This window comes from Nonomuraea sp. NPDC048882, from assembly GCF_040649755.1.
Taxonomy (GTDB): domain Bacteria; phylum Actinomycetota; class Actinomycetes; order Streptosporangiales; family Streptosporangiaceae; genus Nonomuraea; species Nonomuraea maheshkhaliensis.
Window position 1 is genome coordinate 1 of sequence record NZ_JBEZGB010000030.1, and the last position, 26739, is coordinate 26739.

A 26739-nucleotide genomic window follows, 5' to 3' on the forward strand; every position below is an offset into this window, starting at 1 on the left:
CGGCCCACCAGTGCCTTATGGGCGAATTCCTGCGACAAGGTCCTCGCCGAGGTTCGCTCCCACAGCGCCTGCTGGGCCACGGTCAACCCGACCCGGCCCGCCGGCGTCCACGAACAGACCACCCGCGAGCGCTGGCAGCAGATCCACGACCTGCTGAACAAGGGCGTCGGCCTCCTGGAATGCGCCCGCCGCCTGAACCTGTCCCTCAACACCATCAAGCGCTACGCCCGCACTCACAAGCCCGAGGCTCTACGCCGCGCTCCGCGCTACCGGCCCACGCTCGTCGATCCCTACCGCGATCACCTGCGCCAGCGGCGCGCCGCCGACCCGGCCGTTCCTGTGCAGCAGTTGTTCCGCGAAATCAAAGAGCGCGGCTACACCGGCAGTCTCAATCTGCTCTACCGCTACATCACCCAGGGCCGGGCCGAAGGAGAACGGCCCGTCACCACCCCGCGCCGCCTGGCACGCCTCTTGCTCACCCACCCCGACCGGCTACGCGATAGCGACACCCAGCTGGTGCAGGAGCTCACCGCCGCCTGCCCCGAACTGGCCGCACTCGCCCACCATGTCCACATCTTCGCCGCACTTCTCGCCCCGGCCGACGGCAACGACATCAAGCTCACCGCGTGGATCAGCACCGTCCGCGCCGCTGATTTGCCCCATCTGCACGGCTTCGCCAACGGCCTTGAACTCGACCGCGACGCCGTGAACGCCGCACTCACCCTTCCGCACCACAACGGCCGGACCGAAGGCGTCAACACCCGCACGAAGAGGATCATGCGCCAGATGCACGGCCGCGCCGGGTTCGATCTCCTGCGCCACCGCATCCTGCTGCAGTGAAGATCACTCAGCGCGACCACCGATTACGGGCCAGAGCCAGTGACCGTACAGTCCCTGGTGCGGCACTGAGTGTGGCTTCAGGGCTTACCCATGAGAAGAGGTGGCGCTGCGTCGCGGGCTGTGGAGAGTAGGAGCGGGGTGTTGATGTTGTGCTGGTGGCTGGCGTCGGTGAGGAGGGTGGCGAGCCAGGCGATGGCGTCTAGTGACCATTCGGGCAGGGTGGCGTTGAGGGTGATGTGGTGGTGGGCGGGGCCGTGCCACAGTGTGTCGGTGATGGCGGGTCGCAGGGTGATGGGGTCGTCATGGGTGAGGGAGAGGTCGGTGAGGACGTCCTGTTTTAGGTCTCGTAGCCATGCGAGCAGGTGGGGTGCTGCTGATCGGATGGCTGGGTTCTGACCGCTGTCCAGTGTCACGCGGATGGCGGTTCTCGCCTGTGGGGGCAGGTCGGTGAACCAGCCTGCCTCTTGTAGCAGTCGTGCTTCCGTGCGTGGGGTTCCTTCGTGGGTGGTGGGGGGCAGCAGTATTTGGGCGGCTTTCAGGTGCAGGGTTCCGAGGCGGGTGACGACGTCACGTACGCAGGCGAGGAACGGCTGGACCGGTGATGTGCCGCTGGGGGAGGGGTGCGCGGGTAGTGAGGCTTGGAACCAGGCCACCCGGGTGGCGGCTGGCTCGTAGGCGGCGTCGTTCATCCCCCAAAGACCGCACCCGTCGTGTGGCGGGTCGCGGAGCCAGCCCATCGCTGACGATCGCGCGACGAAGAGGCTGTAGGCGTCCGAGGCGGCGGTGGAGGGGTCGCGCCATGGGTGCGGGGTCAGCTCGCCGTGCAGGGCGACGTACAAGGTGGTGTCGGGTGCGCTGGTCATGGGCGCCTCTCGTACTAATGCCTGCAGCGGATGCTCCGGCTGCCCGTGGTGAGGGTGCTCGGCGAGTCGAGCACGTTCAGGACATCGACATCGATGACGCTACGCCACGCGGTGACCGCATTGGTGTTACATGCCGCTCGGCCGGTCGAGCGGCTGCCTGTACCACCGCCGGACCTGACGGTGGCTTTGCCGGCCGAGCCGGCGTCGGTCCATCCGCCGTTGACGTGCTGCTGCAACTGGACGGTGACGATCGCCGCCGTGGCGTTGCAGTTGACGTTGACCCACCAGCCGTGCCCCGATGCCTCCCATACGGAGGATGAGACGTGGATGTAGTCGCCCTTGGTTTCGAACACACACAAGCCCGCGCCGGCCGGTGCTGAAGGTCGTGAACCTCTGGCGTCGCTGAATTCGGGGGAAGCGGTGCAGGGTCAGGGGTGAGCGATGCGAGCACAAGGGCGAGGACGACGCTCGTCCGGACTGCCGGGCCGGGGGCACCCATAGCGGTCTCCTGGTTGTGCGGTGCGTGGAGAGGATATCGACGTTGAACCAAGACGTTCCGGAACAGCACGCTTATGGCAAACGTGCATAGCGCTACTTTGCGGCCTTATCTGAGCCTACGTCCTCGAGTTTTCCTTGCCATTCAGTCACGAAGTTCTTGATAAGGAGCGCGAGGCCGAGTGCGATTCCAGCGACCACGGCTGTGATGATCACCCATTCGACAGCTGACGCGCCACGAGTCGGAGCGTTCTGTGCGCAATGAATGCGTACGCACAAATGCCCGCAGATAGATAATCCAAGGGTGTTTCGCAGAGCATCTAGCGATCTGTGTGAATCGACTGCGATGTCCGAATCCCTGTGCGGCTACCGCGCGGAATATGACTGGTCTCACCTATCTCCTTGGCGTAATCGGTCTGCTACTTAAAGTTAGAATCCTCGATGTGCAAAGAGAGGAAGATCGCCATGGTTTCACTCGCAGGCAAAGTCGTCGCATCCCTGGGTGCCGGGCTGCTGCTGAGCGGCCAGCTCTAGGTGCGGCAGGCCCGCCGCCGAGAACAGTGCGATCTTCTGGCCGCGGACGAACGTGGTCAGCAGGTCGATGGCCGACACCCCGGTCAGCACGGGTTCGGCGGGCGGTACCCGCCAGGTGGGGTTGAGCGGCAAGCCGCCCGCAGGAGCGGTGGATGTGCCGAAGACGGGAGGGCCGCTGTCCAGCGGAGCGCCGCGGCCGTCACAGACCCGGCCCAGCCAGCCGGGACCGACCGGCACGCGCAGGGGCGAGCCGGCGAAGGTGACGCGCGTACCGTCTCTGGACATTTCCGAGGTGCCCTCCAGCACTTGGACCCCTCCAGCACTTGGACCAGCGCGAGGTCGCGGTTCACCTCCAGCACCAGGCCGTGCCAGGTCTCGCCGGAGGACAGCCGGATCGTCGCGGACTGGTCCCAGCCGACACCGGAGACACCGCTGACCAGGGCCAGCGGGCCGCACAAGAACAGTTGTCTGGCAGGTGAGGCAGTTCCTGAGAACGAGCTGCACCCATCGCCGATACCTGTGGATCATTTTCATGCAGCTGTGGGTTGCTCCTCGACGGCCGATGATTCCTCGGGGCGTTCGATGAGCTTGGTCTCGCGGAACTTCGCTCCGGCTCGGACCAGAGCGAGAGACGGGGGCGTTGACTGCGCAAGGGGGCTTCGCCGTCTCGATGAGCTTGACGGCCATGGTGAGCCCAGCGGTGTTGGGACCAGATTGGGACCACACGGTGTGCGCGCACCTGAACAAGCTGCAGGTCGATGAACGTGTTGCCGCTCTCCCAGATAGTGGCTGAGCTGCGGAAACGCATACTTCCACGTTCTGGGGGCAAGGGGTCGCAGGTTCAAATCCTGTCGTCCCGACGGTTGTAAAAGGCCAGACGGTCTTGGAGTAGATCAACTCCAGGGTCGGCTGGTTTTTGCGTTGTGCGGCCGTGGTGGTCCGGCTGCCCCGGTCGGGTGTGGCGGGGCCCGGCCATGAGCCCGTCCTGAGGTGCCACGCCGGCCCTGCCGTGCGTCCGGGGGCGACGCGACGGCCCTGCCGTGCGTCCGGGGGCGGAGAGTACGGTGGCCTCCTGCGCCGTGACCCCGAGGCGCTGCCTGGCACTGTCCGCTACGTGGGGTGACCCCCACCTGCTCCTCACCTGCCCCCCAACTTGCCCCCACCTCTGCCCCGCCTGCCGCCGGCGTCTGACACGGCGGCGTTTCATGTGGTCAGCGCCCTGTGGCAGGGGCCGAGTAACGATCCTGAAACCGGCCATTTACGCTACGGCCCCCTCTTGACGCCAACTTACCCGCAGGGCAGCATGGCGTTTACAACTATTGCACAATTTGTCCCATTATCGGACAAAGTCCTGTGGATCGAAGTAGTGCGAACTTCGTTCCGCCCATGGTGGACGGAGGTGACGGTGAGCCCACGCATGATCATTCGCCGGCTCGGCGGCAGTCTGCTGGTCTTGTGGCTTGTGTCGATACTCACCTTCCTGCTGGTACAGCTGATCCCCGGCGATCCGGCCGAGGTGATCGCGGGTGAGAACGCCACCGTGGCAGAGGTGGCCCGGATCCGCACCGAGCTCGGCCTGGACAAGCCGGTGCTGGAGCAGTACTTCAACTGGTTCACCGGCGTCCTGCACGGAGACCTCGGCCGCTCGCTGTCCACCAACCGATCCGTCGTCTCGACGATCGCGGAGGCGGCGCCGGCGACGCTGGTCATCACCACGATGGCGCTCCTGGTCGCGGTCGTGGTCGGTGTCACGGCCGGGGTCGTCGCGGGGCTGACCCAGGGAAGCTGGATGGACCGCGCGGTGTCGACCCTGGCCACGCTGGGCATCGCGATGCCCAGCTTCTGGCTGGCGATGGTGCTGGTGTCGCTGTTCGCGCTGACCAATCCCTGGCTGCCGGCGACCGGATACGTCGACATCAGGGAGGGGTTCGGGGTCTGGCTCTCGCACGTCATACTCCCATCCACGGCGCTCGGGCTCGCCACCGCCGCCGAGCTCGCCAGGCACACCCGGGGGTGCGTCGCCGACGTGCTCACCCGCCCATACGTACGCACGGCGCGGGCGCGGGGAGCCTCCGGCGCCTGGCTGGTCCGCAGGCACATCCTGCGTAATTCGGCCATCCCCGTCGTGACCGTGCTCGGCCTGCAGGCCGGGCGGCTGTTCGGCGGAGTGATCGTGGTGGAGGCGGTGTTCGGGATCTCCGGCCTCGGCTCCCTGGCCATCAACTCGGTGCTGCAACGGAACTATCCGATGATCCAGGGATATGTCCTGCTCAGCGCGTTGATCGTGGTGTTGATCAACCTCATCGTGGACCTGGCCTACGGCTGGATCAACCCGAAGGTGCGTACCACATGACCACGATGACCACGGCGGCCACACGGCGGTCCCGCCCGCTCAACGTCGTCCGCTCGATCGTGCGCCGCCCGGCCAGCGCGGTCGCCGTCGGATTCGTTCTGCTCCTTGTCTTTCTCGCGGTCGCCGGGCCGCTCGTCTCGCCGCACGACCCGGAGGTCCAGGACCTGGGCAACCGGTTCGCCGGCCTCAGCTCGACGCATCTGCTCGGGACCGACGAGTTCGGCCGGGACGTGGCCAGCCGGATCATCCAGGCCTCGCGCATCGCCGTCATCGCCCCGCTCATCTCGGTGGGCGTCGCGTTGCTCATCGGGCTGCCGCTCGGGTTGTGGGCGGGGCTGCGCCGCGGTGTCGTGGACGCCGTCGCGGGACGGCTGGCCGACACGATCCTGAGCCTGCCCGCGCTGGTCGGAGCGCTGGCCATCGTCGCCGTGCTCGGCCCCGGGCTGGTCAACGCCATGCTCGCGGTGGGCATCATCTTCGCGCCCGGCCTGTTCCGCGTCGTGCGCGGCGCGACGCTGGCGGTCGCGGAGGAGACCTTCGTGGAGTCGGCGGTGGCGATCGGCTCCTCCACCCGGCGCACCCTCTGGGTGCACATCCTGCCCAACATCGCCGCTCCGCTGCTGGTCCAGGTGACGATCCTGATGGGGGTCGCGCTGCTGGCCGAGGCGAGCCTGAGCTTCATCGGCCTCGGGGTCCAGCCGCCGGACGCGAGCTGGGGATCGATGCTGAAGGCCGCGTACACCAACCAGTTCGACTCTCCCTTCTCGGTGGTGCCATCCGGGGTCGCGATGGTGCTGACCGTCCTCGCGTTCAACACGATCGGTGACTCGATCCGTGACGCCGTCGGCCTCAGGAGGCGCACATGACCCCGGGACCGGAACAGCACAACGGCGCCGGAGGCGCCACGGCCCGATCGCGGCCGGACAACCAGCCGAGACCGGGCGGCGAGCCGTTGCTGGCCGTCAAAGGGCTCACCATCGATCTTCCCGGCGGCGCCGTGCAGCGCGGACTCGTCGAGGACGTCACGTTCGACGTGCACAAGGGCCGCGCGGTCGCGCTGATCGGCGAGTCGGGCTGCGGCAAGTCGCTGACCTCCATGGCCATCCTGGGGCTGCTGCCCGCCGCCGTAGGGGTCGTCGCGGGCTCGGTCCTCTTCGACGGCGTGGACCTGCTCACCTGCACCAAGCGCCAGCTTCGCCGGATCCGCGGCGGGCCGGTCGGCATGGTGTTCCAGGAGCCGATGAGCAGTCTCAACCCGACGATGACCGTCGGCGACCAGATCGCCGAGGTACGCCGGCTGCACCTGGGCGAGCGGCGCTCGGTGGCGCTCAAGCAGGCGCGTGAGCTGCTGGAGCGGGTCGGTATCCCGAAGGCGGAGAAGAGGCTGCGCTCCTACCCGCACGAGATGAGCGGCGGCATGCAGCAACGCGTCATGATCGCCGCCGCCATCGCCTGCGAGCCGAAGCTGCTGATCGCCGACGAGCCGACCACGGCGCTCGACGTCACGATCCAGGCCGAGATCCTCGAACTGCTGCGTGACCTGCGCCGCGACCTCGACCTGGCCGTCCTGCTGGTCACCCATGACCTCGGCGTGGTCGCGGACTTCTGCGACGACGTGGTCGTCATGTACGCCGGCCACATCGCAGAACGGACCCCCGTGGACGGACTCTTCTACGAGCCGAAGCACCCGTACTCCAGCGCTCTGCTCAGCGCCGTGCCGCAGTCGGGCCGGGCACGGACCAGCCTGACCGTCATCCGGGGGCGGGTCCCGTCGGCGGGACAGTTCCCGACCGGCTGCCGGTTCCAGCCCCGCTGTGAGCACAGCGTCGACTCCTTCTGCACGCGACCACAGGCCGACACGGCCCTGACCGATGACCGCAGGACGCGGTGCGGCCGGGTCGCCGGCGGTGACCTGACTCTGAAGGGGGCCGTCCGTGGCTGAGGATCAGGTGGTCGTGCGGGTGAGCGGCCTGACCAAGTCGTTCCCGCTGCGCCGCAGCCTGCTGGGCAGGACGCTGGAGAGCGTACGGGCCGTGGACGGCGTCGACCTGGAGGTCAAGGCCGGCACCACGGTCGGCATCGTCGGCGAGTCCGGGTCGGGCAAGACCACGGTCGGCCGCCTGATGGCCAGGCTGCTCAGGCCGGACGCCGGAACGGTCGAGGTGGAGGGCAAGGACGTCAGCCGGGCGCGCGGCCGGGAGTTGAAGGAGATGCGCAGCAGGCTCCAGGTCATCTTCCAGGACCCGTACGGCGCGCTCGACCCGACCAAGACGGTCGGCCACGCCGTCGCCGAGCCGCTGCTGGTCCACGGCCGGATCAGCCGGGGCGAGATGCGCGAGAGGGCCGCCCAACTGCTCGGCCGGGTCACGCTGGATCCGGCGTTCGCGGACAGGTACCCGGACGAGCTGTCCGGCGGGCAGCGTCAGCGGGCCTGCATCGCCCGCGCGCTGGCGCTCTCGCCGAGTGTGCTGGTCGCCGACGAGCCGACGTCCGCGCTGGACCTGTCCACCCGCTCGGAGATCCTCAACCTGCTGCTGTCGATCCAGGAGGAGACCGGGCAGGCGCTGGTGCTGGTGTCGCACGACTTCGCCACCGTACGGCACCTGTCGCACCGGATCGCGGTCATGTACCTGGGCCGGATCGTCGAGGAGGGGCCCGCGGCGCAGATCGCGGAGAGCCCGCGGCACCCTTACACCAAGGCGTTGCTGTCGGCGGTGCCCGTTCCCGATCCGGACGCGCAGCGCGCGCGGCGGCGCATCGTGCTCCACGGTGACCTGCCTGATCCGGCGAGCCCGCCGTCGGGGTGCCGCTTCCGTACCCGCTGTCCGGTCGCGCAGGACGAGTGCGCGCACCTGGACCCGCCGCTGCTGCGGATCGACGGGGATCACAGCGTCGCGTGCGTCCTGCACCGTCCGACACCCGCCGCGCCTTCGCGGTCAGTGGAGGACGGCGCGATGTTCAGCGAGTACTCGTCGGACCCCCAGGAGACGGCACGATGACCGGTTCCGCGGGGGCCCTGCGCGGCATCAGGGTCGTCGACTTCGGCCATCACGTGGCCGGGCCGCTGGCCGCGCTGCTGCTCGCCGACCAGGGGGCCGACGTCGTGCACGTCGATCGCCCCGGGGTCGAGCCGCCGGTCGAGGACGCGTTCTTCAACCGCGGCAAACGGCGCATCACCCTCGACCTGAAGAGCGGGCGGGACCTGAGGATCGCGCGTGACCTCGTCCGGCGGGCCGACGTCCTCGTCGAGAACTTCCGGCCGGGGGCGATGGACCGGCTCGGCCTGGGCTGGGCGGACCTGAGCGCGGCCGATCCGCGGCTCGTCTACTGCTCGATGCCGGGCTTCGCCGCCGACGACCCGCGGGCCGGGGTGCCGGGCTGGGAGGGTGTCATCGCGGCCGCGACCGGCAACTGCCGGATCCGGGCGGGGCACGCGCCTGACGGCTGGGACGCCACCCGCCCGACATATACCGCAATTCCCGTCGCGTCGAACTTCGCGGCGTTCTGCGGGGCCTTCGGGATCGTGGCGAGCCTCACCGCCCGGCACCGCAGCGGCCGTGGTGATCGCATCGAGGTCCCGCTGTTCGACGCCATGTTCGAGGCCATCGGCGGGAGCGGCGCATACCCGGTCGAGCGCGGGCTGCCGCCGGAACGGGCGATCAGCGCCAACGGGAGCGGCACCTACCGCTGCGCGGACGGCCGGTACGTCCAGTTCAACCCGATCGGGGCGACGACCCGCTTCCTCACCTGGTTCCTCGACGCGGCCGGGATGACCGCTTGGGCGGGGGAGGGGCTGACCGACCGGTCCCGGCTGGATCGTGAGCCGGAGCTGCGGTCGCTGCTGCGGGAGCGGCTGATCGCGCTGTTCGGCACCAGGACCGCGCACGAGTGGGAGGACGTGGCGAACGCGGCCGGCGTGCCGCTCGCCGCGGTGCGGACGACGGGCGAGTGGCTGGACAACGTGCACGCCCGCGCCGCCGGGCAGGTCGTCGAGGTCGAGGATCCGCTGCTCGGGACGACGGTGATGCCGGGCTCGGCGGTGTGCGTGCCGGCGGCGCCTCCGCTCCGGGGGAGGGCGCGCCACCTGCCGGACGCCGACCGCGCCGACATCCTGGCGGAGCTGGACACGCCGCCTCCTGCCGAGGCCGGCCGTGCCCAAGCGTCCCCTGGCGAGGTCGGCGGTTCCCAAGCGTCCCCTGGCGAGGCGGCCGGTCCCCAGACGCTTCCGCCCGAGGCGGGCCGGCTTCCGTACGAGGGCCTGCGCGTGGTGGACCTCACTCAGATCCTGGCCGGCCCGAGCGCGGGCCGCATCCTGGCCGAGTTCGGCGCCGACGTCGTCAAGATCAACGCACCGCAGCGGCGCGTCGGCGCGCACGGCTTCGTCAACCGCGGCAAGCGCACGGTCCTCGTGGACGTGAAGTCCGGCGAGGGGCAGCGGATCCTGTGGCGCCTCATCAACGAGGCCGACGTCCTGACCTGCAACTTCCCCGAGCGGACGGCCGAACGTTACGGCCTCGGCCACGAGCACGTACGGGCCCGCCGCCCCGGCATCGTCTACGTCTCGGTGAGCTGCTACGGGCCCGGCGGCCCGTGGGCGAGCCGCCGAGGATACGAGACCCAGGGCCAGGCCGCGACCGGCATCATGACCAGGACCGGAGGCGACGGCCCCCCGGCCGTCCTCGGCCCGTACAACCTGCTCGACTACGGCACCGGCACCCTGGCCGCCTTCGCCGCCGCGCTGGGCCTCCACCACCGCGAGGTCACCGGCGAGGGCGGGCACGTGCACGCCTCTCTCACCCAGACGGGCCTCTACCAGCAGGCGAGCTACGCGGTGCGCGCCGGGACCGCGACGAGCGCTGAACCGTGCGGCCCCGAAGCACTCGGGACGGACCCGTGGCACCGCTTCTACCGGGCCGCCGACCGCTGGTTCTTCGTCGGGGCGACCCGCGCGCAGCTCTCGGCGCTGCCCGCACTCAAGCGGGCCCTGGCGGAGAACGACGCGGAAGCAGCCCTGGAGGCCGTCTTCCGCACCGGCGACGCGGACGAGTGGGTCGAGCGCCTGACCGCGGCCGGGGCGGGCGCGCACACCGTCACAAAGCTCGCGGAGTTGATGACCGACCCGTACGCCCGCTCCCGAGGGCTGGCCGTCACCCAGGTCTCCGAGGAGGCCGGCGAGGTGGTGATGCCCGGGATCGCCATCCGGGCCCGCCACCACCCACCCCGCCTGGGACACCCGGTGCGCCGCCCGGGCGCCGACGGGCGGGAGGTGCTGGCCGGGATCGGGCTGGCCGATTCCGCCGACGCGCTCGAACGGGCCTGGGCCGTGCAACTGACCGCTCTGCCAGGGGGCTGGGACCACTTCTGACCGCGCGACGAGCAACCGACAGCACCCCCCGGCTCGCTGAGCGGGATCCCCGACAGGAGGACTGATGGACGACGCCCCGGCCACCCGGTGCGATCTGCTGATCAAAGGCGGACGGGTTCTCGACCCCGATCAAGGGCTCGACGGCGTCATGGACGTCGCCGTCACCGCCGGGCGGATCAGCGCGATCGGCGCGGACCTGCCGACCGGCGCGGCGCGCCGGGTGATCGACGTGAGTGGCGCCGGGCGTTACGTCGTTCCCGGGCTGATCGACGTCCACACGCACGTCGCGCACGGGGCGATCACCCCGGGCGTGGGCATGGAGGGCTGCGACCCGGACGTCATCGGCGTCGGGTCGGGGGTGACGACGCTGGTCGACGCCGGGTCCGTCGGGGTGGCGAACATCGGGGTCTTCTCCGCCTACATCCAGCCGAACGCCCGCACCCGAGTCATCCCGTTCCTCAACATCGGCAGTTTCGCCCACACCATGCCGACCATGGTCGATGTCGCCGGCATGGACGAGATCGACCCGATCGCCATCGCCAGGTGCGTCGCCGCCAACCCCGGCCTGGTCCAGGGCATCAAGCTGCGGCTGGTCGGGCCGCTGATCGCGGACAAGGGCAAAGACGTCGTCGCCGCGGCGAAGGCGGTGGCCCGCGAGCACGGGGTGCCGCTCATGGTGCACATCGGCGACCTGTCCGCGCGCCGCCGCCCCGACCCGCACCTGCTGGAGCCCGCCACCCGGTACGCCATCGAGCAGCTCGACGCCGGGGACATCCTCACCCATCTGTGCACCCCGAACCACGGCGGCGTGACCGACGCCGCGGACCGCATGCTGCCCGCCCTGCTCGCCGCCCGCGAGCGCGGGGTCGTCCTCGATTCCGCCCTGGGCCGGGGCAACTTCGGTTACCAGGTCGCCCGCGAGCAACGCGCGCTCGGCCTGGCCCCCGACACGATCAGCAGCGACCTGACCGCGGCGGGGGAGAGCTTCCACTCCCTGCTGGAGTGCATGGCCAAGTTCATGGCCGTCGGCTACGACCTGGCCGAGGTGGTCCGCATGACCACGGCGAACGCCGCCCGTGCGATCGGCGCCGCGGACGAGCTGGGCGCCATAGCGGTCGGCAGGGAGGCGGACCTGACCGTGATCGACCTGGTCGAGGGCGACTTCGAGTTCGTGGACACCACGCAGGACGTCTTCCACGGCGGCTTCGGCCTGCGGCCGGTCCACACCGTGCGGGCCGGTGTCCTGGTCCCGCCGGTGTGGGGGACACATCCGTGGGGCTGGCTGCCCGCACCCCGGTCGGGGGCGGCATCATGACGATCACCCGCGGGCGGTTCGAGGTGGACGCCGACTGGGAGCGGCTGCCCGACGGCCTGGTCCACGCGGACGTGGCCGCGGTGGACCTGGACGCCGACGACCGCGTCTATCTGTTCACCCGTTTCGACGGCCAGGTCATCGTGTACGAACGCGACGGCACGTACGTACGGAGCTGGGGAAAGGGCGTCTTCACCACCCCACACGGCTTGACCGTCGGGCCGGACGGGAGCGTCTACTGCGTGGACGCGGGCGACCACACCGTGCGCAAGTTCACCCCCGGCGGCGAGCTGCTGATGACACTGGGCACGCCAGGGGCGGCGTCGGACACCGGGTACGTCTCCGGACAACCCGTGCGCGTGCACAGCGTGGAGGGCGTCCGGTACGGCGGGCCGCCGTTCAACCGGTGCACCAACCTGGCCGTCGCACCGGACGGCGACCTCTACGTGACCGACGGGTACGGCAACAGCCGCGTCCACCGGTTCACCCCCGACGGCGAGCTGATCGGCTCGTGGGGCGAGCCCGGCACCGGCCCCGGCCGGTTCCACCTGCCCCACTGCCTGGACATCGCCCCTGACGGGCGGGTGTTCGTCGGCGACCGCGAGAACGACCGGATCCAGATCTTCACCCCGGACGGCACGTTCATCGAGGAATGGACCGATGTGCGCCGGCCGTGCGACCTCACCATCGCCCCCGACGGCTCGGTGTACGTCGCCGAGCTGTGGCGGCCGCAGGGCCAGAGCTCCTTCACGCGCGGGACGGCGGAGCGGGACCAGCCCGGCCGGCTGACCGTGCTGAACCCGTACGGCGAGGTGATCGAGCGGTGGGGCGACTCCTCGGAGCACCGCGCCGAGCCGGGCTACTTCATCGCCCCGCACGGCATCGCCCTGGACTCCCGCGGCGACCTGTACGTCGCGGAGGTCACCTACAGCTTCGCCATCAGACCCGGCCGGGTCGCGCGGTCGTGCGGCCGGCACCAACTGCAGAAGTTCCCGCGCGTCGGCGCGGGAGCGGAAACCTCGGCTAGGAGACACGCATGAGGCGCGGAAACCGGCGGATCCTCACCACACACGGCGGCAACCTGCCGCGCCCGTCCGATCTCGACAAGCTGATCGCCGAAGGGGACCGGGAGGCGATCGACGCGCGCCTGCCCGGCGCCGTGGGCGAGGTCGTGGACCGGCAGCTCGCCTGCGGCCTGGATACGGTCAACGACGGCGAGTACGTCAAGGCCGCGAACATGGCCGGCTACGCCGGCTACATCCACGCCCGCGTGACCGGCTGGGAGACGCTGCCCATCGACCCGGACGTCCCGCCCAAGCGCGAGTACGTCGCGGCGCGCGACAAGGCCGACTTCCCCGGCACGTACGTCTCCGGCCTCTGGCTGTCCGGATCGGGAGGGCCGGTCAGGCCGGGCTTCGCGACCCCCGGCGCCGCGCCCAAGCCGCCGACGAAGGGCCGGGTGTGCACCTCCCCGATCACCTACATCGGCCACGACGCCATCGCGGCCGACATCGCCGCGCTGAAGAAGGCGGTGGCGGACAAGGAGGCGGCCGGTCACGAGGCAGACGGCTTCATCGCCGCGCTCGGCCCGCTCAGCCTGGGCGCGGGAGCCAGGAACGCGCATTACCCGAGCGAGGAGGCGTACATGATCGCCGTCGCCGAGGCGCTGCGCGAGGAGTACAAGGCGATCACCGACGCCGGGCTGATCGTGCAGATCGACGAGCCGGAGTTCGCCACCACCTGGCAGTTCCACCCCACCTGGACGGTCGAGGACCTGCGCCGCTACCTGGAGTCCGCCGTCGAGATCATCAACCACAGCATCGACGGGCTGCCCGCCGAGCAGATCAGGATGCACACCTGCTGGGGCAGCGGCCACCGTCCGCACACGCAGGACATCGGGCTTGAGCACATCGCGGACCTGCTGATCAAGGTCAACGCGCAGGGCTACGCCATCGAGTCCGGAAATGTCCGGCACGCGCACGAGTGGCGGGTGTGGGAGGACGTGAAGCTGCCCGAGGGCAAGATCCTCATCCCCGGCGTGGTCAGCCACGCCACGGACCTGGTCGAGCATCCCGAGCTCATCGCCGAGAGGCTGACCAACTTCGCCAGTGTCGTCGGGAAGGAGAACCTCCAGGCGGGGACCGACTGCGGGATCGGGTCCCGGGTGGGCCACGAGGAGATCGTCTGGGCGAAGCTCTCCGCTCTCGCCGAAGGCGCCCGGCTCGCCAGCAATCGTTTGTGGGCCGACTGACCCGCACCACAGCGCCATAACACCACCGCACCACTCAACACCGCACCACGACCTGACGGGGCACAGTTCAGCGTCACGGCTGAAGCCAGGTCACCAACGACATCAGCTCGCTTCTGAAACATGGAGGCAAAGCCGTGAAACGAGCAGCAGTCAGATCGGCCGGCGCGATCCTCGCCGTCGGCCTCGCCCTCGCCGGTTGTGGCGGCGGTACGGCCGCCCCGCAGCAGGGCGGCACCGGCACCACCGACGGCTCGGCCGTACTGAAATGGGCCGTGCCGGGAATGCCGACCTCCTTCGACCCGCGCAAGGCGGCGCCGCTGGACCCGGTCTTCCTCGACGTGGTCTACGAGAGCCTGGTCGCGAGGAGCGCCGCCGGTGAGATCAAGCCGGGCCTGGCCACCGAGTGGAAGCTCTCGGACGACAACAAGGTGATCACCTTCAAGCTGCGGCAGGGGGTGAAGTTCCACAACGGCGAGGAGTTCAACGCCGACGCGGTCAAGGCGTCGCTGGAGGCGTACAAGAAGAGCGGCGCCCTCGTGACGACGCTGGCCACGCTGGACAAGGTCGAGGCGGTCAGCCCGTCAGAGGTGAAGCTGACCTTCTCCGAGCCCGCCGGCTACATGATCAACGTGCTGGCGGGCGAGCCCGGGATCGTGGTCGCGCCCGGCGCGCTGAACGACCCCGACCTCGGCACCAAGCCGGCCGGCACCGGGCCGTTCCAGCTCACGGCGTTCAACCAGGACAAGGTGACCTTCAAGAAGTTCGACGGGTACTGGGACGTCGCGCGGACCGGCATCGGCGGCCTGGAGATGGCGGTCTACTCCGACGAGGCGACCCGCCTGCGGGCCGTGAAGTCCGGGCAGGCCGACGGCACCTCGATCACCCCCGGGCAGATCAAGGAGGCGCAGGCGGCCGGCATGACGATCATCCAGGCGCCCAACACCCAGTTCAACGCGATCCTGGTGAACACCAAGGTCAAGGAGCTGGCCGACCCGAAGGTCAGGCAGGCGCTGCTGTACGCGATCGACCGCGAGTCGATCAGCAAGAGCCTGTACGCGGGCGCCTGCGCACCGGCGGTGCAGCCGTTCCAGAACGGCTTCTGGGCGAACGTGCCCGAGCTGAACGACGTCAAGCCCTACTACGACCCGGAGAAGGCCAAGCAGCTCCTGGCCGAGGCCGGGCTGCCGAACGGCCTGGACCTCCAGGTCGAGGTCGGGCCCAACACCCAGTTCCAGACGCTGGCCCAGGCGCTGCAGGCGCAGCTGCAGAAGGTGGGGATCAGGGTCAAGATCAAGGTCCTCGAGTTCCAGCAGATGATCACCGCCCGCAGGACCGGCAACTTCTCCGCCACGGTGGCGCTGTTGCAGGCGGGACGGCCCGACCCGACCCAGTTCGTCAAGGACTTCTACACCAAGGGCGGCGCGTACAACCCCGGGGGATTCACCCTGGCTGGGGTTCCCGAACTGCTGGCCAAGGCACGGGTCAGTGACGTGAACGACGAGCGTTCCGCGCCCATGCGGGAGATCGTCACCAAGGTGTTCGAGGCGGGGCCGCCGGTGATCCCGGTCTGCGGCGTGACGTACGTGGCGGCCTTCCGCAAGGGCGTGACCGGGATGGAGCCGCCGGTGATGGGCGACTACGACTTCGCCTCGATCAAGATCAGCACCTGACGGACAACGGCACCTGACGGGCAACGGCACGTGACGGGCAACGGCACGTGACGGGACATCAGCACGTGACGGACGTCAGCACATAACGGGATATAAGCGCATGACGGAGAGGAATCCAGTGCGGCTGGACGGCAAGGTGGCGATCGTCACCGGATCAGGACGAGGGCTCGGGCGCGCGTACGTGCAGGCGCTGGCCGCCGCGGGAGCCGCCGTGGTGGTCAACGACATCGACGCGGACGTCGCCGAGAAGACCGCCGAGGAGATCAGAGGCGCGGGCGGCAGGGCCGTCGCCGAGGTGTGCGCGGTCGGCTCGGCCGAGTCGGCCGACGCGCTGGTGGGACGGGCCGTCTCCGAGTTCGGCCGCCTGGACGTGATGTGCACCAACGCCGGCGCGCTGCGCGACCGGACGCTGGTCAAGGTCACGGACGAGGAGTTCGACCTCGTGGTGGACAGCCACGTGCGCGGCACGTTCACCTGCGGCCGGGCGGCGGTGCGCCGCTTCCGCGAGCAGGGTGGCGGCGGCCGGCTGATCCTGGTCGGCTCGCCGGCCGGCCAGTACGGCGGCTTCGGGCAGACCGCGTACGCCGCGTCCAAGGCGGCCATCATCGCGATGGTCCGGGTGTGGTCGGTCGAGACGGCGAAGCTGGGCGTGACCGTGAACGCGATCGTGCCCACCGCCCTGACCAGGATGGCCGCGACCATCCCCGCGCTGACCGAAGCCGTCGCCGCGGTCGAGGCCGGCGGCCCGGTCCCGGCCGACCTGCGGCGGCGCGGGATCGGCACGGTGGAGGACGTGGCGCCCCTGGTGGTCTACCTGTCCTCGGACGAGGCGGCCGGGGTCACCGGGCAGTACCTCGGCTTCGGCGGCGACAAGTTCGCGATCTGGGCGCATCCTAAGGAGGCGTTCGTGACGCATCGGGACGGCGGGTGGAGCGCCGACCAGCTGGCGGAGGACTTCGCCGGGTTCACGGAGCACCTGCAGAGCCACACACCGCCCGGCCGGTGACCGCACGCTGAGGCCCACCCCGGCTCTGACGGCCGGGGTGGGCTCAGGCGTGCCCGCGAAGCGACGCACGCGCGTCCCGCGCGAGCCTGGCGTGGATCGGCGCTAGCCTGGCGTGGATCAGCGTGGACATGGCGCCGGCCCCGCGCCGAATCAGCATTGGCCGGGCGCCGGATCAGCGTGGGCCGGGCGCCGGTCAGTCGAAGTAGAACGTGTTCGCGGCTTGTGAGATGCGCCCGCGCAAAGCCGCGTCCGGGACGATCCGGGCGAAGGACTCCACCGCGTCGCGATAGGTGACCGGCTGCCGCGCCCCGACGAACGGCGCGTCGCTGCCCCAGAACAGGTGCTCGGGCCCGGCGGCGGCGAGCAGTGTCGCCGCGTACCGGGCCAGCGTGTCCGTGCCGACGCCGAAGCGGTAGCCCGCCGACAGCTTCACCCACACCCGGCCGCTCTCCAGGGCGCGCAGCAGCGCCGCCCCTGACTTTCCGGCGTATCCGGCGCGGCGGTCGGGGTCGCCGAAGTGGTCGACGACGACCTGCACCCCCGAGCGGACGAGCCGGTCGAGCACCGGCGGCAGTCGTTCGCCCTCGATGTTCAGCTCGACGTGCCAGCCGAGGTCCGCGACCCGGAACAGCAGCCTGCGGTAGGCCGGGTCGTCGAGGTCGGGCAGCTCCGCGAGGCGCCGCCACTGGAACCGGATGCCGCGTACGCCGTCGGAGCGCATGCGTTCGAGGACGTACCGGTCCACGCCGGGCTCGACGATGACGGTGCCGCGCAGCCGGTCGTGCTCGCGCAGGGCGTCGATCGTGTAGTCGTTCAGGTCGCCGAGCAGGCTCATCGCCGAGATCACGGCGCGCCCGACGCCGTGCTCGTCCATCGTCGTCAGGAACTTTCCGACGGGCAGGTCCACGTCGGGGCGGGTCCAGGCGCGTGCCGCGAGCGGCAGCGCGCTGGTGAACAGGTGCACGTGCGCGTCCACCAGCGGCACCTCGGCACCGGGCAGGTTCACCGGCACGTCGTCCCCGGACCCGATCACCCGCACGTCGTCACCGGACCTCGGCGGCACGTCGTCACCGGGCCTGGTCATCGGTCTCCGCGAGCGCGGGGAGGCCGTAGAGCGCGGCGGCCGTCCCGCCGAGGACCAGGGCGGCGTCCCGTCCGGGCAGGCCGGCGACCGACTCCCGGGCGATCCGCGCCATATCGGCGTACGTGCCGGCGGTCTGCGTGACGTCGGACCCCCACAGCACCCGTTCGGCGCCGAACCGGGACACGAGCCACTCCACCACCCCCGACGGCGCGACGCCGGCGGCGATGATCCGGGCGAAGTTCAAGGTGGTCACCTTGACGTGCACCTGCGGCAGGTCGGTCAGCGCGAGCAGCCCGGTGGCGCCGGAGAAGGGCTCGGCGCGGTCGGCCTCGACGCTGGCGACGTGGTCGAGGACGACCGGCGTGCCGGGGAACGCGCGGGCGATCGCGGGCAGGGCGCGCAGGCACTCGTCGCGGTTCCAGCGGTAGAGGTGCAGGCACATCGACAGGCCCAGTTCGCTCACCTGCCGCCACACCTCAAGCGCCCGCGGCCCGGCGAACCAGCCGGCGCCCGGTGTGCCGCCGTGCTGGTTGCCGCCGGGCGAGGTCAGGCGCATGGCCACGGCGCCGCGCTCGGCCCAGCGCCGCACGGTCTTGGCCGAGTCCGGAGCCTGCGCGTCGATGACGCACATGGCGCGCAGCCGGTCGGGGTGGCGGGCCGCCGCGTCCACGACGTAGCTGTTGTCGTAGCCGTACACGTGCGCGCGCTGGACCGCGACGGCGGCCGACAGCCCGTTGGCGTCCAGCGCGGCCAGCAGCCGTTCGGCGGTCATCGGGTCGTCGCGCACGGCGGCGCTGACCGTGCCGCCGGGCGGGTCGTAGGGGTAGGCCGGGTCATCGGTCACCAGGTGCGCGTGTGAGTCGATCATCGGATGCGCTCCCAGAGCAGGACGGGGGTGGGTGGCCGACCGTCCGCGCGGTCGGCGCGCAGGGTCAGCCGGTCGCCCTCCACGACCGCCAGGCGGACCAGCTTGGTGCCGATCCAGTTGGGGTAGATTCCGGCCTCCACCTCGTGGACGATGCGGTCGCCGAGCCATTCGTAGCGGCCGGCGTACGCGCCGAAGGTCCGCACCGCGGCGAGCTTCTCCTCGTCGGTGGTCCAGCGCCAGTTCTCCGACGCCAGGGGCGGACGGTCGCCGGCCATGTACTGGACCGACATGTAGCCGTCGGGGCCGTAGATGAGCAGGCCGAGCGGGGTGTCCCCGAGCGGGCGGACGGCCTCGCCAGGCGCGCCCTCCATGTAATAGTCCGCCAGCCGCCAGGTGCCGACGATCACTCGGTCGCCTGCTTCCTGAACGCCTCCGTCATCGAGTGGGCCGTACGGGCGAGCATGGTCGCGTCGTTGCCCATGATGAGGAACTGGTGCCCGAGCGCCGCGGCCCGATGGCCTCCGGCCGCGTCCACGACGGCCGCGCCGCAGGGTTTGCCCGCCGCAGCGGCCGCAGTACGGGCCCGGTCGAGCAGGCCCTGCACCGTGGGGTCGGTCATGCCGACGCCCAGCGCGAGCGACAGGTCGCCGGCCCCGAGGAAGACGGCGTCCACCCCGGGCACGGCCAGGATTTCGGCGGCGGCGTCGATGGCGGCCGGGCTCTCCAACTGCGGGACGCAGACGACGTCCTCGTTGCCGGTCCTGACGTACTCGGCGCGCGGGGTCAGCCCCCACCGGCCCGCCCGGCTGGTGCCGCCCGCCCCGCGCTGGCCGAGGGGCGGGAAGCGGGTGGCCGCGACGACGCGTTCGGCGTCGGCCGCGGAGTCGACGCGGGGCACCAGGATGCCCCTGGCCCCGGCGTCCAGGATCCGCCCGATGGTGGAGCCCTGGTGGTCGGGCACGCGGACCAGCGGGTCGACGCCGTACGCCGAGGCCGCGCTGATCATCCGCGCCGTCATGGACAGGTCGAGCGGCGAGTGCTCCAGGTCGATGACCACGAAGTCGAACCCGGCGCTGGCCATGATGTCGACGCTCTCGACGGTCGCCAGCTTGATCCACGTGCCGAGGCGCGGCGTCCGCGCCGTCGCGGTGTCGAAGAAACCCATGCTCAGCCGACCGTGACGTGATCGGGGGCGGGGTACTCGTCGGCGTTGAGCACCCATCCCTGCTTGGCGGAGAAGTCCGCGCGCGGCGGGCTGAAGATGTCGATGAGCAGGTGGGCGCCCTCGCCGAGGGCCTGGCTGGTGTGCACGGTGGGCGGCGGGATGATCGCGACGGCGGGGCTGCCGACGCTCACGTGGTCGTCGTCGCGCCACTGCGACAGCTTCGAGGTCCAGGGCGTGCGGACGTGGTGGACGTAGTCGCCGGCGACGGTCAGCGAGCACTGCTCGAAGTCGTCGTGATGGTGCGGCGAGAGCCGGTCGGGGTCACGCGGCCCGTTCCTGGGGTCGCCGAAGTTGACCATGAAGGCGCTGGAGCGGAAGATCCGGCCGAACCGGCCCTTGTCCAGCGGATAGTCGGCGTTGCGGTAGACCCGCAGGCGGTGCCCGGCGGGCGGGTCGGGCCACGGCTCCAGCAGCGCGACCCGCGGGTGGGGCTCGGCGTAGTCGTCCGCGTTGACGCAGCGCGGCAGTACGTCGGCGGTCCTGACGTCGAACAGCCTGACCACCTCGGCGTCGGTGTGGGCGGTGACGGCGCTGTCGCCGGGCGGCACGATGACCACGCCGGCCCCGCTCACCTTCTGGCTGTCGGCGCCGGCCGTCACCTCGACCGTGGCGCCGTCGTGGGGCAGGACGATCACGTACTCGTCGCGCTGCTCGGCCGCACCGCGCCGGAGCGTGTCGCCGGCGGTCAGGCGGCTGAAGGCGAGCACGAAGTTCTGGCCGCGGACGTACCAGGTCCTGCTGCCCAGCTCGCTCTCCTCGGTGGGCGGCAGCGTCAGGAACTCGAAGGTGGCGAAGGCCGCCACGGGGGCGTTCAGGTCGGTCTTGGTCGTGGTGGTGTTGAGCGCGGAGCGGGGGTCGGTGGGGCTGTACATACGATGCGTCCTTCAGTTGGCCTGTCCTGGGCGAAACTGGGTGAAAAAGGTCAGTCGTCCAGGCCGAGCAGGTACGAGGGATTGACGCGGACGATCTGTCGCAGGTCCTTCTCGGGCAGTCCGAGGTCGAGCAGCGCGGACCCGACCCGGATGAAGGAGTCGACGGGGAACGGGCGGCCGGCCTGCCCGAGGTCGGAGGCGAGGACGGTGTGCTCGGGGCCGACCTTCTCTATCCAGTCCATCAGCACTTCCGGGCCCCACTTCTTCTGCGCGACCTCGGGGTCGTACATGCTGGTCTCGTGCTCGATGTAGGCGCCGAGCTCGACGAACTCGCGGCACTGCGCGGGGTCGGAGCCGATCACGAAGTTCGGGTGGCTGACCACCATCCGGCGCACGCCCGCCTCCCGGGCGGCGCCGAACACCGCCCGGATGTCGTCGGGAGCCATGTGGCCGGCCGACAGCAGCGCGCCGCTCTCGGCGATGATCTCGATGACCCGGCCGACCTCGGGCAGCAGCGCGCCGTCCGGGCCGCGCACGTCCACCTGCGACATGGTCAGCGGGATCGTCGGCTTGGGGAAGCCGCCGCCCGAGTTGTGGTGGTCGATGTGGGCGCTGGAGGAGATGGTGGGGAACCACACGCACCGGCCGCCCATGCGCAGGGACATCTCCACCGCGTACGGATTGATGCCGCCGACCTGGGCGTTCAGCGCGATGCCGCCGTACACGGCGGTGCTCACGCCGGCCAGCCGGTCGGCCATGGCCAGCAGGTCCATCACGGTGTTGTGGTGGTGCGACTTGGCCAGGAAGGCCCGCATCCCCAGGCGCTCGCCGTCGCGGGCGGCCTCGACGTGGTCGAAGCGGCGCGGCAGCGGGTTGGGCCCGGAGTGGCAGTGCAGGTCCACGAGGCCGTGCAGGACACGCTCGATGGCGGGTCGGGTCATGGTTGTTCCTCCTGCGCGGCCACGGGCGGCGACCCTTGACATGGACCCCGCTGCGAGAGCATTGTTACAAATTACGGACTTACTGTACGATAATTGCGAATCGATGGTCTGACAAGAAGTAAGAGGGGGCCACGTGCCGGAGCCGAGCTACACCTGGGCCGAGATGATGGCGATCTCCATCTCGCACGAGATGCAGGACGGCGACTTCGGCTCCGTGGGCGCCGCGTCGCACATTCCCGCCGCCGCGCTGCGCCTCGCGCAGCTCACCCACGCGCCCAATCTGTCCTTCTTCTGCGGCGGCAGCGGCGCGATGAACCCCAGGATCCAGCGGCTGACCGAGTCGTCGGCCGACTACCGCAACCTGGTGACCAGTGAGTATCACTTCAGCCTCGACGACGTGGTGGACTTCGAGACCGCGATGCGCTTCGACTTCGCGTTCCTCGGCGGCATGCAGATAGACAAGCACGGCAACCTGAACATGGCCATGATCGGCGACTGGGACAAGCCGAAGGTGCGTGGTCCTGGCACGATCGGCCTGATCTTCCTCGGCGGCTTCAAGACCAGCTACATCTACACCGAGCACCACTCGCCGAAGATCTTCGTCGACAAGGTCGACTTCATCAGCGGCGCCGGCTGGCTCGACGGCGGCGACGCCCGCAGCAAGGTCTTCCGCCCTGAGTCCGACGGGCCGCGCCGGGTGTTCACCCCGCTGGGCGTCTTCGACTTCGAGCCGGAGAGCAAGCGGATGCGGCTGATCAAGGTGCATCCGTGGACCAGCGTGGAGAAGATCCAGGCGGCGACCGGGTTCGAGCTGCTGATCGCCGATGACCTGCAGATCGTCGAGGCGCCGGACGAGCACGAGCTCGACCTGCTCAGGACCCAGGTCGATCGCGACGGCGTGCTGCGCCGCTACCCGTCCGCGGCCTGAGCGTGGGCACCCCCTGCGGCTGGGCCGATCGGTACGTCCGCGCCGACGGCTGCACCACCCACTACCTGGAGGCAGGCGACGGGCCGCCGCTGGTCCTGCTGCACGGCGGCGAGTACGGCGCCTCGGCCCTGCTCACCTGGGAGAACTGCATCGAGGCGCTGGCCGAGCGGCACCGGGTGCTGGCGATCGACTTCGTCGGCTTCGGCCTCAGCGACAAGCTGCGCGACTTCGGCGGCGGTCAGCGGCGGCTCATGCGCCGGCAGATCGCCTCGGTACTGCGCACGCTGGGCGCCGAGCCGGCGTACTTCATCGGCACGTCGCTCAGCGGGCGGATGCTGCTCGACATCGCCAACCGGCGCCCGCCCGAGTGGCCGATCCGGGCGATGGCCGTGGTCGGCACCGGCCTGGCCGCCCCCGTGGAGGCGGCCCGCCTGACACTGGAGAAGTTCGACGGCACCCTCGACGGCCTGCGGCCCTCCATGGACGTGCTCTTCCACGACCCGCGCTGGCGCGACAGCGAGGACTACCTGCGCCGCCGCCACGAGTCGTGCCTGGTCCCCGGCGCGTGGGAGACCGCCGCGGCGGCGGGCCTGCGCGCTCCTGGGCGGGACGGCGGGGAGCGGCGCTCGCACGTCCGCCCGCCCGCCCGCGACTACGGCGGCGTCGCCGTGCCCACCCTGCTCGTGCGGGGGGAGCACGACCAGTTGGTGCCCCCGGAGACGTGGCAGGAGCTGGCCGGGCAGATCCCCGGCGCGCGTACGGTGACGATCGGCGGCAGCGGCCACTACCCGCAGATCGAGCGGGCCGGCGCGTTCCTGGACGCGGTGCTGGACTTCCTCAAGGACCCCGCCCCCGAGGACGCGAGCCTCAAGGGCACGGCCGGAGGCGAGGCGTGATGGGCGAGGTGCACGTCGAAGCCGGCGGCGACGGGCCCGCGGTGCTGTTCCTGCACGGCTCGGGCGCCTCGGGCGCCGTCTGGAGACCGGTGCTGAACGAGCTGCGCGAGCGCCGCACTCCGTGCCGGTGGCTGGTGGCCGATCTGCCGGGGCACGGCCGCTCGGCCCACCGCCAGGACTACTCGCCCGACGGGTACGCCGACGCCGTGGCCAAGGCGCTGCCCTCTGGCTCCCCGCTGACCGTCATCGGCCACTCGCTCGGCGGTCTGGTCGGCATGACCCTCGCGGACGGCACCCGCGGACTCGCCGTCGCCTCCCTGACCGTGATCGCGATGAAGGTGGCCTGGACCGAGGAGGAGCTGTCCCGGCGCTCCGCCCTGGCCGCCAAGCCGTCCCGGATCTTCGCCGACGAGGAGCAGGCCCGCGACCTGTTCGGCCGGGTGTCGGGGATGCGCGGGCCGGCCTTCACCGACGAGGACCGCGCCAGCGGGATCATCAGCTCGGACGGCGGCTACCGGCTGTCGGCCGACCCCGGCATCACCGGGGCCGCCCCCGCAGGCGCCCCCGAGCTGGCCACGCGCATGCGCCGGGTGACCTGCCCCGTCGAGCTCGCCTGCGGCGACCAGGACCCCGGCATCGACCCGGCGGACCTGGCCGAGGTCCTCGGCCACCCCGTCACCGTGCTGCCCGGCGCGGGGCACAACGTCCACATCGAACGCCCCGATCTGGTCGCCGACCTGGTCGAGCGGGCACTCAGCCGCTGACGAACGGAACCCATCATGCGAATCGAGCGACTGCTGCGCCAGAACGCGGTGCGGCGCGGCCCGATGACCGCCGTCATCTGCGACCAGACCCAGTTGTCCTGGGCCGAGCTGGACGTCGAGTCCAACCGCCTGGCCAACGCGCTGATCGCGCTCGGCTACCGCGCCCAGGAGCGGGTCGCGCTCGTGCTGTCCAACTGCCACCACATCGTGACGGCCTTCCACGGCGCGTGGAAGGCCAACCTGGTCACCGTCGGGATCAACACCCGGCTGACCGCGCCCGAGATCGCCAGGATCCTCGCCCACTCGGGCGCCTCCCTGCTCATCTGCGACACGCCCGCCGCGGCCGAGGCGGCGAGCACGGTGCCCGGCGTCCGCGGCGTCTACACCATCGGCCTGGACGGCGAGTCGTTCACGGACCTGGTCGCCTCGGGCGCCCCTGACGAGGTGCCGGAGACGGGCACCGGCGACGAGCTGCGCTCGCTGCGCTACACCAGCGGCACCACCGGCGCGTCCAAGGGCTGCATGGCCACGCACGACCAGCAGGTCGCCAGCACGGCCAACTACCTGTGCGAGGTCAATGTCCCGCGCGGCGGCCCCACCTGGATCTCGGTGCCGCTGACGCTGGGAGTCGGCGCGTCCTTCGTGACGACCACCGCCTACCTGGGCGTCCCGCTGCTGCTGCGCAGGCGGTTCGACGCGGCCGGCTTCGTGGACGACGTCGGCAAGTACGGGGTCGAGCACGCGTTCCTGGTGCCCACGATGCTGGTCGACCTCGTACGCGCGCTGCCCGAGCTCGACCTGACCCGGGCGAGCCCGCTCAAGCTGGTGGGCTACGGCGGCGCGTCGGTGTCGTGGAGCCTGATCCGCTCCCTGGCCGAGGCGCTGGACCTGGAGTTCTACCACGCGTTCGGGGCCACGGAGGCGGGCGGATTCGTCGCGCTGCTCACCCCCGACGACCACCGCAACTTCCTGCGGACCGAGACCGCCTCGATCGTCCCGGTCGGCCGGCCGGCCGCGTTCGCCGACGTCAAGATCTTCGACGCGGAGGACAGGGAGGCAGCCGTACGGGAGACCGGCGAGATGCGGATCAGGGCGGCCAGCGTGTTCTCCGGCTACTGGAGCCAGCCCGAGGCGACCCGCGCCGTGCTCAAGGACGGCTGGCTCCGGCTCGGCGACATGGCCTGGCGCGACGAGCGCGGCTACATCTACCTCGCCGACCGCGCGCAGGGCGTCATCCGCTCGGGTGCGCAGAACGTGTACGCCGGCGAGGTCGAGGCCGTGCTGCAGGCCTGCCCGGGCGTCGAGCGCGCGGCCGTGATCGGCGTCCCGCACGAGCGGTTCGGGGAGTCGGTGAAGGCGCTCGTGCAGCGGGTGCCCGGCGCGGACCTGACCGAGCAGCAGGTCCTCGACTACTGCGCCGAGCGGCTGGCCGGGTACAAGCGGCCGCGCGAGGTGGAGTTCGTGACCGGGCTGCCGGTCGACGAGGGCGGCAAGATCAGAAGGGCCGAGCTCAAGCGCGTCACCGGTACGCGCCTGCTCGGAGAGGCGACGACCAGCGAGGGTGAGGGACTCAGGCGATGAGCGCGAGCAAGGTGACGACCCCGGAGGAGGCGGTCGCCGGCATCCCGGACGGAGCCACGATCGCGCTGGGCGGCGTGCACTCGCACAACGGCCCGATGGCGCTGGTCAACGCGCTGATCCGGCGCGGGGTGAAGGACCTGGAGCTGATCCCGACGCCGAGCGCGGGCGCGCCGGTGGACATGCTGATCGCGGCCGGCTGCGTCCGGCGGCTGCACGTGTCGTACGTGGGGCTGGAGTTCCTCGGCATGGCGCCGAACTACCGGCGGGCCGCCGAGGGGAAGGCCATCGAGATCGTCGAGGCGGACGAGGCGTGGATCGTCTACGGCTTCCGCGCGGGGGCCAGCAAACTGCCGTTCCTGCCGCTGCCCGCCCTCTACGAGGGCACCGACCTGCCCAAGGTCAACGACGGCATCAGGACCACGACGGACCCGTACACCGGCAACACGGTGACCACGATCCCCGCCCTGCGCGCGGACTACGGGCTGTTCCACGCCCAGGTCACCGACAGGAAGGGCAACGCGCAGATCTTCGGCCAGCGGCGCTTCGAGGACGTGATGGCCAAGGCGAGCGACCACGTCATCATCAGCTCGGACGAGATCCTGGACGAGTACGCCCCGGCCCCCGATCCGCGCCTGGTGTCCATCCCCGGCGCGATCGTCGAGTGCGTCGCCCACGCGCCGTACGGCTCGCACCCGCTGTCCTCGCCGGGTCACTACGGCTACGACCGGGAGCAGCTTGTGGAGTACCGGGATCTCGCGGCCCAGGACCGGACCAAGGAGTACCTGGAGAAGTACGTGTACTCGGTGGACGACCACCTCGGATACCTGGACAAGCTGGGCGCCCGGCGGCTGCTGGGGCTCCAGCAGACGTTTCGCTGAGCCCCAGGCCGGG

25 protein-coding genes are annotated in these 26739 nt (G+C 70.8%); 16 read left to right on the top strand and 9 right to left on the bottom strand.

Going from position 1 to position 26739, the window contains the following annotated elements:
- Positions 1 to 840 (top strand): transposase (locus AB0C27_RS52350; protein WP_357862155.1); only part of this gene is annotated, 840 nt, incomplete at its 5' end.
- Positions 841 to 917: 77 nt separating this feature from the next.
- Here the strand turns inward: AB0C27_RS52350 and AB0C27_RS52355 are convergent.
- From AB0C27_RS52355 to AB0C27_RS52365, 3 genes are all read right to left on the bottom strand, one after another.
- Positions 918 to 1703, bottom strand: a complete 786-nt coding sequence (locus tag AB0C27_RS52355; protein WP_357862157.1) for a hypothetical protein — start codon at positions 1701 to 1703, stop codon at positions 918 to 920.
- 14 nt (positions 1704 to 1717) lie between these two features.
- Positions 1718 to 2056: a hypothetical protein gene (locus AB0C27_RS52360; RefSeq protein ID WP_357862159.1), complete on the bottom strand. Its 339-nt coding sequence runs from the start codon at positions 2054 to 2056 to the stop codon at positions 1718 to 1720.
- Positions 2057 to 2669: 613 nt separating this feature from the next.
- A complete protein-coding gene (locus AB0C27_RS52365) occupies positions 2670 to 3038 on the bottom strand; it encodes a hypothetical protein (protein ID WP_357862161.1) in 369 nt (122 codons plus the stop codon).
- A 1111-nt stretch (positions 3039 to 4149) separates the two neighbouring features.
- On the opposite strand from AB0C27_RS52365, the gene AB0C27_RS52370 reads away from it, so the two are divergent.
- The 10 genes from AB0C27_RS52370 (at position 4150) to AB0C27_RS52415 (ending at position 16689) form a co-directional block, all read left to right on the top strand.
- Entirely contained in the window at positions 4150 to 5085 is a 936-nt protein-coding gene (locus AB0C27_RS52370) for an ABC transporter permease (RefSeq protein ID WP_357862162.1), read from the top strand.
- Positions 5082 to 5951: an ABC transporter permease gene (locus AB0C27_RS52375; RefSeq protein WP_346105082.1), complete on the top strand. Its 870-nt coding sequence runs from the start codon at positions 5082 to 5084 to the stop codon at positions 5949 to 5951. Before AB0C27_RS52370 ends, AB0C27_RS52375 begins: the two co-directional genes overlap by 4 nt.
- Complete coding sequence (locus AB0C27_RS52380) at positions 5948 to 7027, top strand: ABC transporter ATP-binding protein (RefSeq protein ID WP_357862164.1); 1080 nt, start codon at positions 5948 to 5950, stop codon at positions 7025 to 7027. The genes AB0C27_RS52375 and AB0C27_RS52380 overlap by 4 nt, the downstream gene beginning before the upstream one ends.
- Positions 7020 to 8084, top strand: coding sequence for an oligopeptide/dipeptide ABC transporter ATP-binding protein (locus AB0C27_RS52385; protein WP_357862166.1), 1065 nt, complete (start codon positions 7020 to 7022; stop codon positions 8082 to 8084). Before AB0C27_RS52380 ends, AB0C27_RS52385 begins: the two co-directional genes overlap by 8 nt.
- Positions 8081 to 10450, top strand: a complete 2370-nt coding sequence (locus AB0C27_RS52390; RefSeq protein ID WP_357862168.1) for a CoA transferase — start codon at positions 8081 to 8083, stop codon at positions 10448 to 10450. The genes AB0C27_RS52385 and AB0C27_RS52390 overlap by 4 nt, the downstream gene beginning before the upstream one ends.
- Positions 10451 to 10514: 64 nt before the next feature.
- Complete coding sequence (locus AB0C27_RS52395) at positions 10515 to 11765, top strand: amidohydrolase family protein (protein WP_357862170.1); 1251 nt, start codon at positions 10515 to 10517, stop codon at positions 11763 to 11765.
- Positions 11762 to 12802: a peptidyl-alpha-hydroxyglycine alpha-amidating lyase family protein gene (locus tag AB0C27_RS52400; RefSeq protein WP_357862172.1), complete on the top strand. Its 1041-nt coding sequence runs from the start codon at positions 11762 to 11764 to the stop codon at positions 12800 to 12802. The genes AB0C27_RS52395 and AB0C27_RS52400 overlap by 4 nt, the downstream gene beginning before the upstream one ends.
- Entirely contained in the window at positions 12799 to 14013 is a 1215-nt protein-coding gene (locus AB0C27_RS52405) for a cobalamin-independent methionine synthase II family protein (protein WP_357862173.1), read from the top strand. Before AB0C27_RS52400 ends, AB0C27_RS52405 begins: the two co-directional genes overlap by 4 nt.
- A 134-nt stretch (positions 14014 to 14147) precedes the next feature.
- The gene (locus AB0C27_RS52410; protein WP_357862175.1) at positions 14148 to 15683 is read left to right on the top strand and encodes an ABC transporter substrate-binding protein; all 1536 of its coding nucleotides are present in this window, start codon (positions 14148 to 14150) and stop codon (positions 15681 to 15683) included.
- A 100-nt stretch (positions 15684 to 15783) separates the two neighbouring features.
- Positions 15784 to 16689 carry an SDR family oxidoreductase gene (locus AB0C27_RS52415; RefSeq protein WP_357862177.1) on the top strand — a complete coding sequence of 302 codons (906 nt, stop codon included), beginning with the start codon at positions 15784 to 15786 and terminating at the stop codon, positions 16687 to 16689.
- Between the two features lie 193 nt (positions 16690 to 16882).
- Here AB0C27_RS52415 and AB0C27_RS52420 read toward each other — a convergent pair whose 3' ends face one another.
- From AB0C27_RS52420 to AB0C27_RS52445, 6 genes are read right to left on the bottom strand one after another with little or no spacing between them, the layout of a single operon-like run.
- Positions 16883 to 17773 carry an amidohydrolase family protein gene (locus tag AB0C27_RS52420; protein WP_357862179.1) on the bottom strand — a complete coding sequence of 297 codons (891 nt, stop codon included), beginning with the start codon at positions 17771 to 17773 and terminating at the stop codon, positions 16883 to 16885.
- Positions 17757 to 18641 carry an amidohydrolase family protein gene (locus AB0C27_RS52425; RefSeq protein ID WP_357862181.1) on the bottom strand — a complete coding sequence of 295 codons (885 nt, stop codon included), beginning with the start codon at positions 18639 to 18641 and terminating at the stop codon, positions 17757 to 17759. Before AB0C27_RS52425 ends, AB0C27_RS52420 begins: the two co-directional genes overlap by 17 nt.
- Positions 18638 to 19048: a lipocalin-like domain-containing protein gene (locus AB0C27_RS52430; RefSeq protein WP_357862183.1), complete on the bottom strand. Its 411-nt coding sequence runs from the start codon at positions 19046 to 19048 to the stop codon at positions 18638 to 18640. Before AB0C27_RS52430 ends, AB0C27_RS52425 begins: the two co-directional genes overlap by 4 nt.
- Positions 19045 to 19806, bottom strand: coding sequence for an aldolase/citrate lyase family protein (locus tag AB0C27_RS52435; protein WP_357862185.1), 762 nt, complete (start codon positions 19804 to 19806; stop codon positions 19045 to 19047). Before AB0C27_RS52435 ends, AB0C27_RS52430 begins: the two co-directional genes overlap by 4 nt.
- 2 nt (positions 19807 to 19808) lie before the next feature.
- Positions 19809 to 20738 (bottom strand): hypothetical protein, encoded by a 930-nt coding sequence (locus AB0C27_RS52440; protein ID WP_357862187.1) that lies wholly within the window; start codon positions 20736 to 20738, stop codon positions 19809 to 19811.
- Between the two features lie 50 nt (positions 20739 to 20788).
- Positions 20789 to 21679 carry a DUF6282 family protein gene (locus tag AB0C27_RS52445; RefSeq protein ID WP_357862189.1) on the bottom strand — a complete coding sequence of 297 codons (891 nt, stop codon included), beginning with the start codon at positions 21677 to 21679 and terminating at the stop codon, positions 20789 to 20791.
- Positions 21680 to 21812: 133 nt separating this feature from the next.
- Here AB0C27_RS52445 and AB0C27_RS52450 point away from each other — a divergent pair, with 133 nt between their 5' ends.
- The 5 genes from AB0C27_RS52450 to AB0C27_RS52470 are packed head-to-tail and all read left to right on the top strand — an operon-like array spanning position 21813 to position 26726.
- On the top strand, positions 21813 to 22607 hold the full coding sequence (locus AB0C27_RS52450) for a CoA-transferase (RefSeq protein WP_357862190.1): 795 nt from the start codon (positions 21813 to 21815) through the stop codon (positions 22605 to 22607).
- 2 nt (positions 22608 to 22609) lie between these two features.
- On the top strand, positions 22610 to 23503 hold the full coding sequence (locus AB0C27_RS52455) for an alpha/beta hydrolase (protein ID WP_357862191.1): 894 nt from the start codon (positions 22610 to 22612) through the stop codon (positions 23501 to 23503).
- Positions 23503 to 24267 (top strand): alpha/beta hydrolase, encoded by a 765-nt coding sequence (locus tag AB0C27_RS52460; RefSeq protein WP_357862193.1) that lies wholly within the window; start codon positions 23503 to 23505, stop codon positions 24265 to 24267. Before AB0C27_RS52455 ends, AB0C27_RS52460 begins: the two co-directional genes overlap by 1 nt.
- Positions 24268 to 24282: 15 nt before the next feature.
- Complete coding sequence (locus AB0C27_RS52465; protein ID WP_357862195.1) at positions 24283 to 25848, top strand: AMP-binding protein; 1566 nt, start codon at positions 24283 to 24285, stop codon at positions 25846 to 25848.
- The gene (locus tag AB0C27_RS52470; protein WP_357862197.1) at positions 25845 to 26726 is read left to right on the top strand and encodes a CoA-transferase; all 882 of its coding nucleotides are present in this window, start codon (positions 25845 to 25847) and stop codon (positions 26724 to 26726) included. Before AB0C27_RS52465 ends, AB0C27_RS52470 begins: the two co-directional genes overlap by 4 nt.
- Positions 26727 to 26739 lie beyond the last annotated feature (13 nt).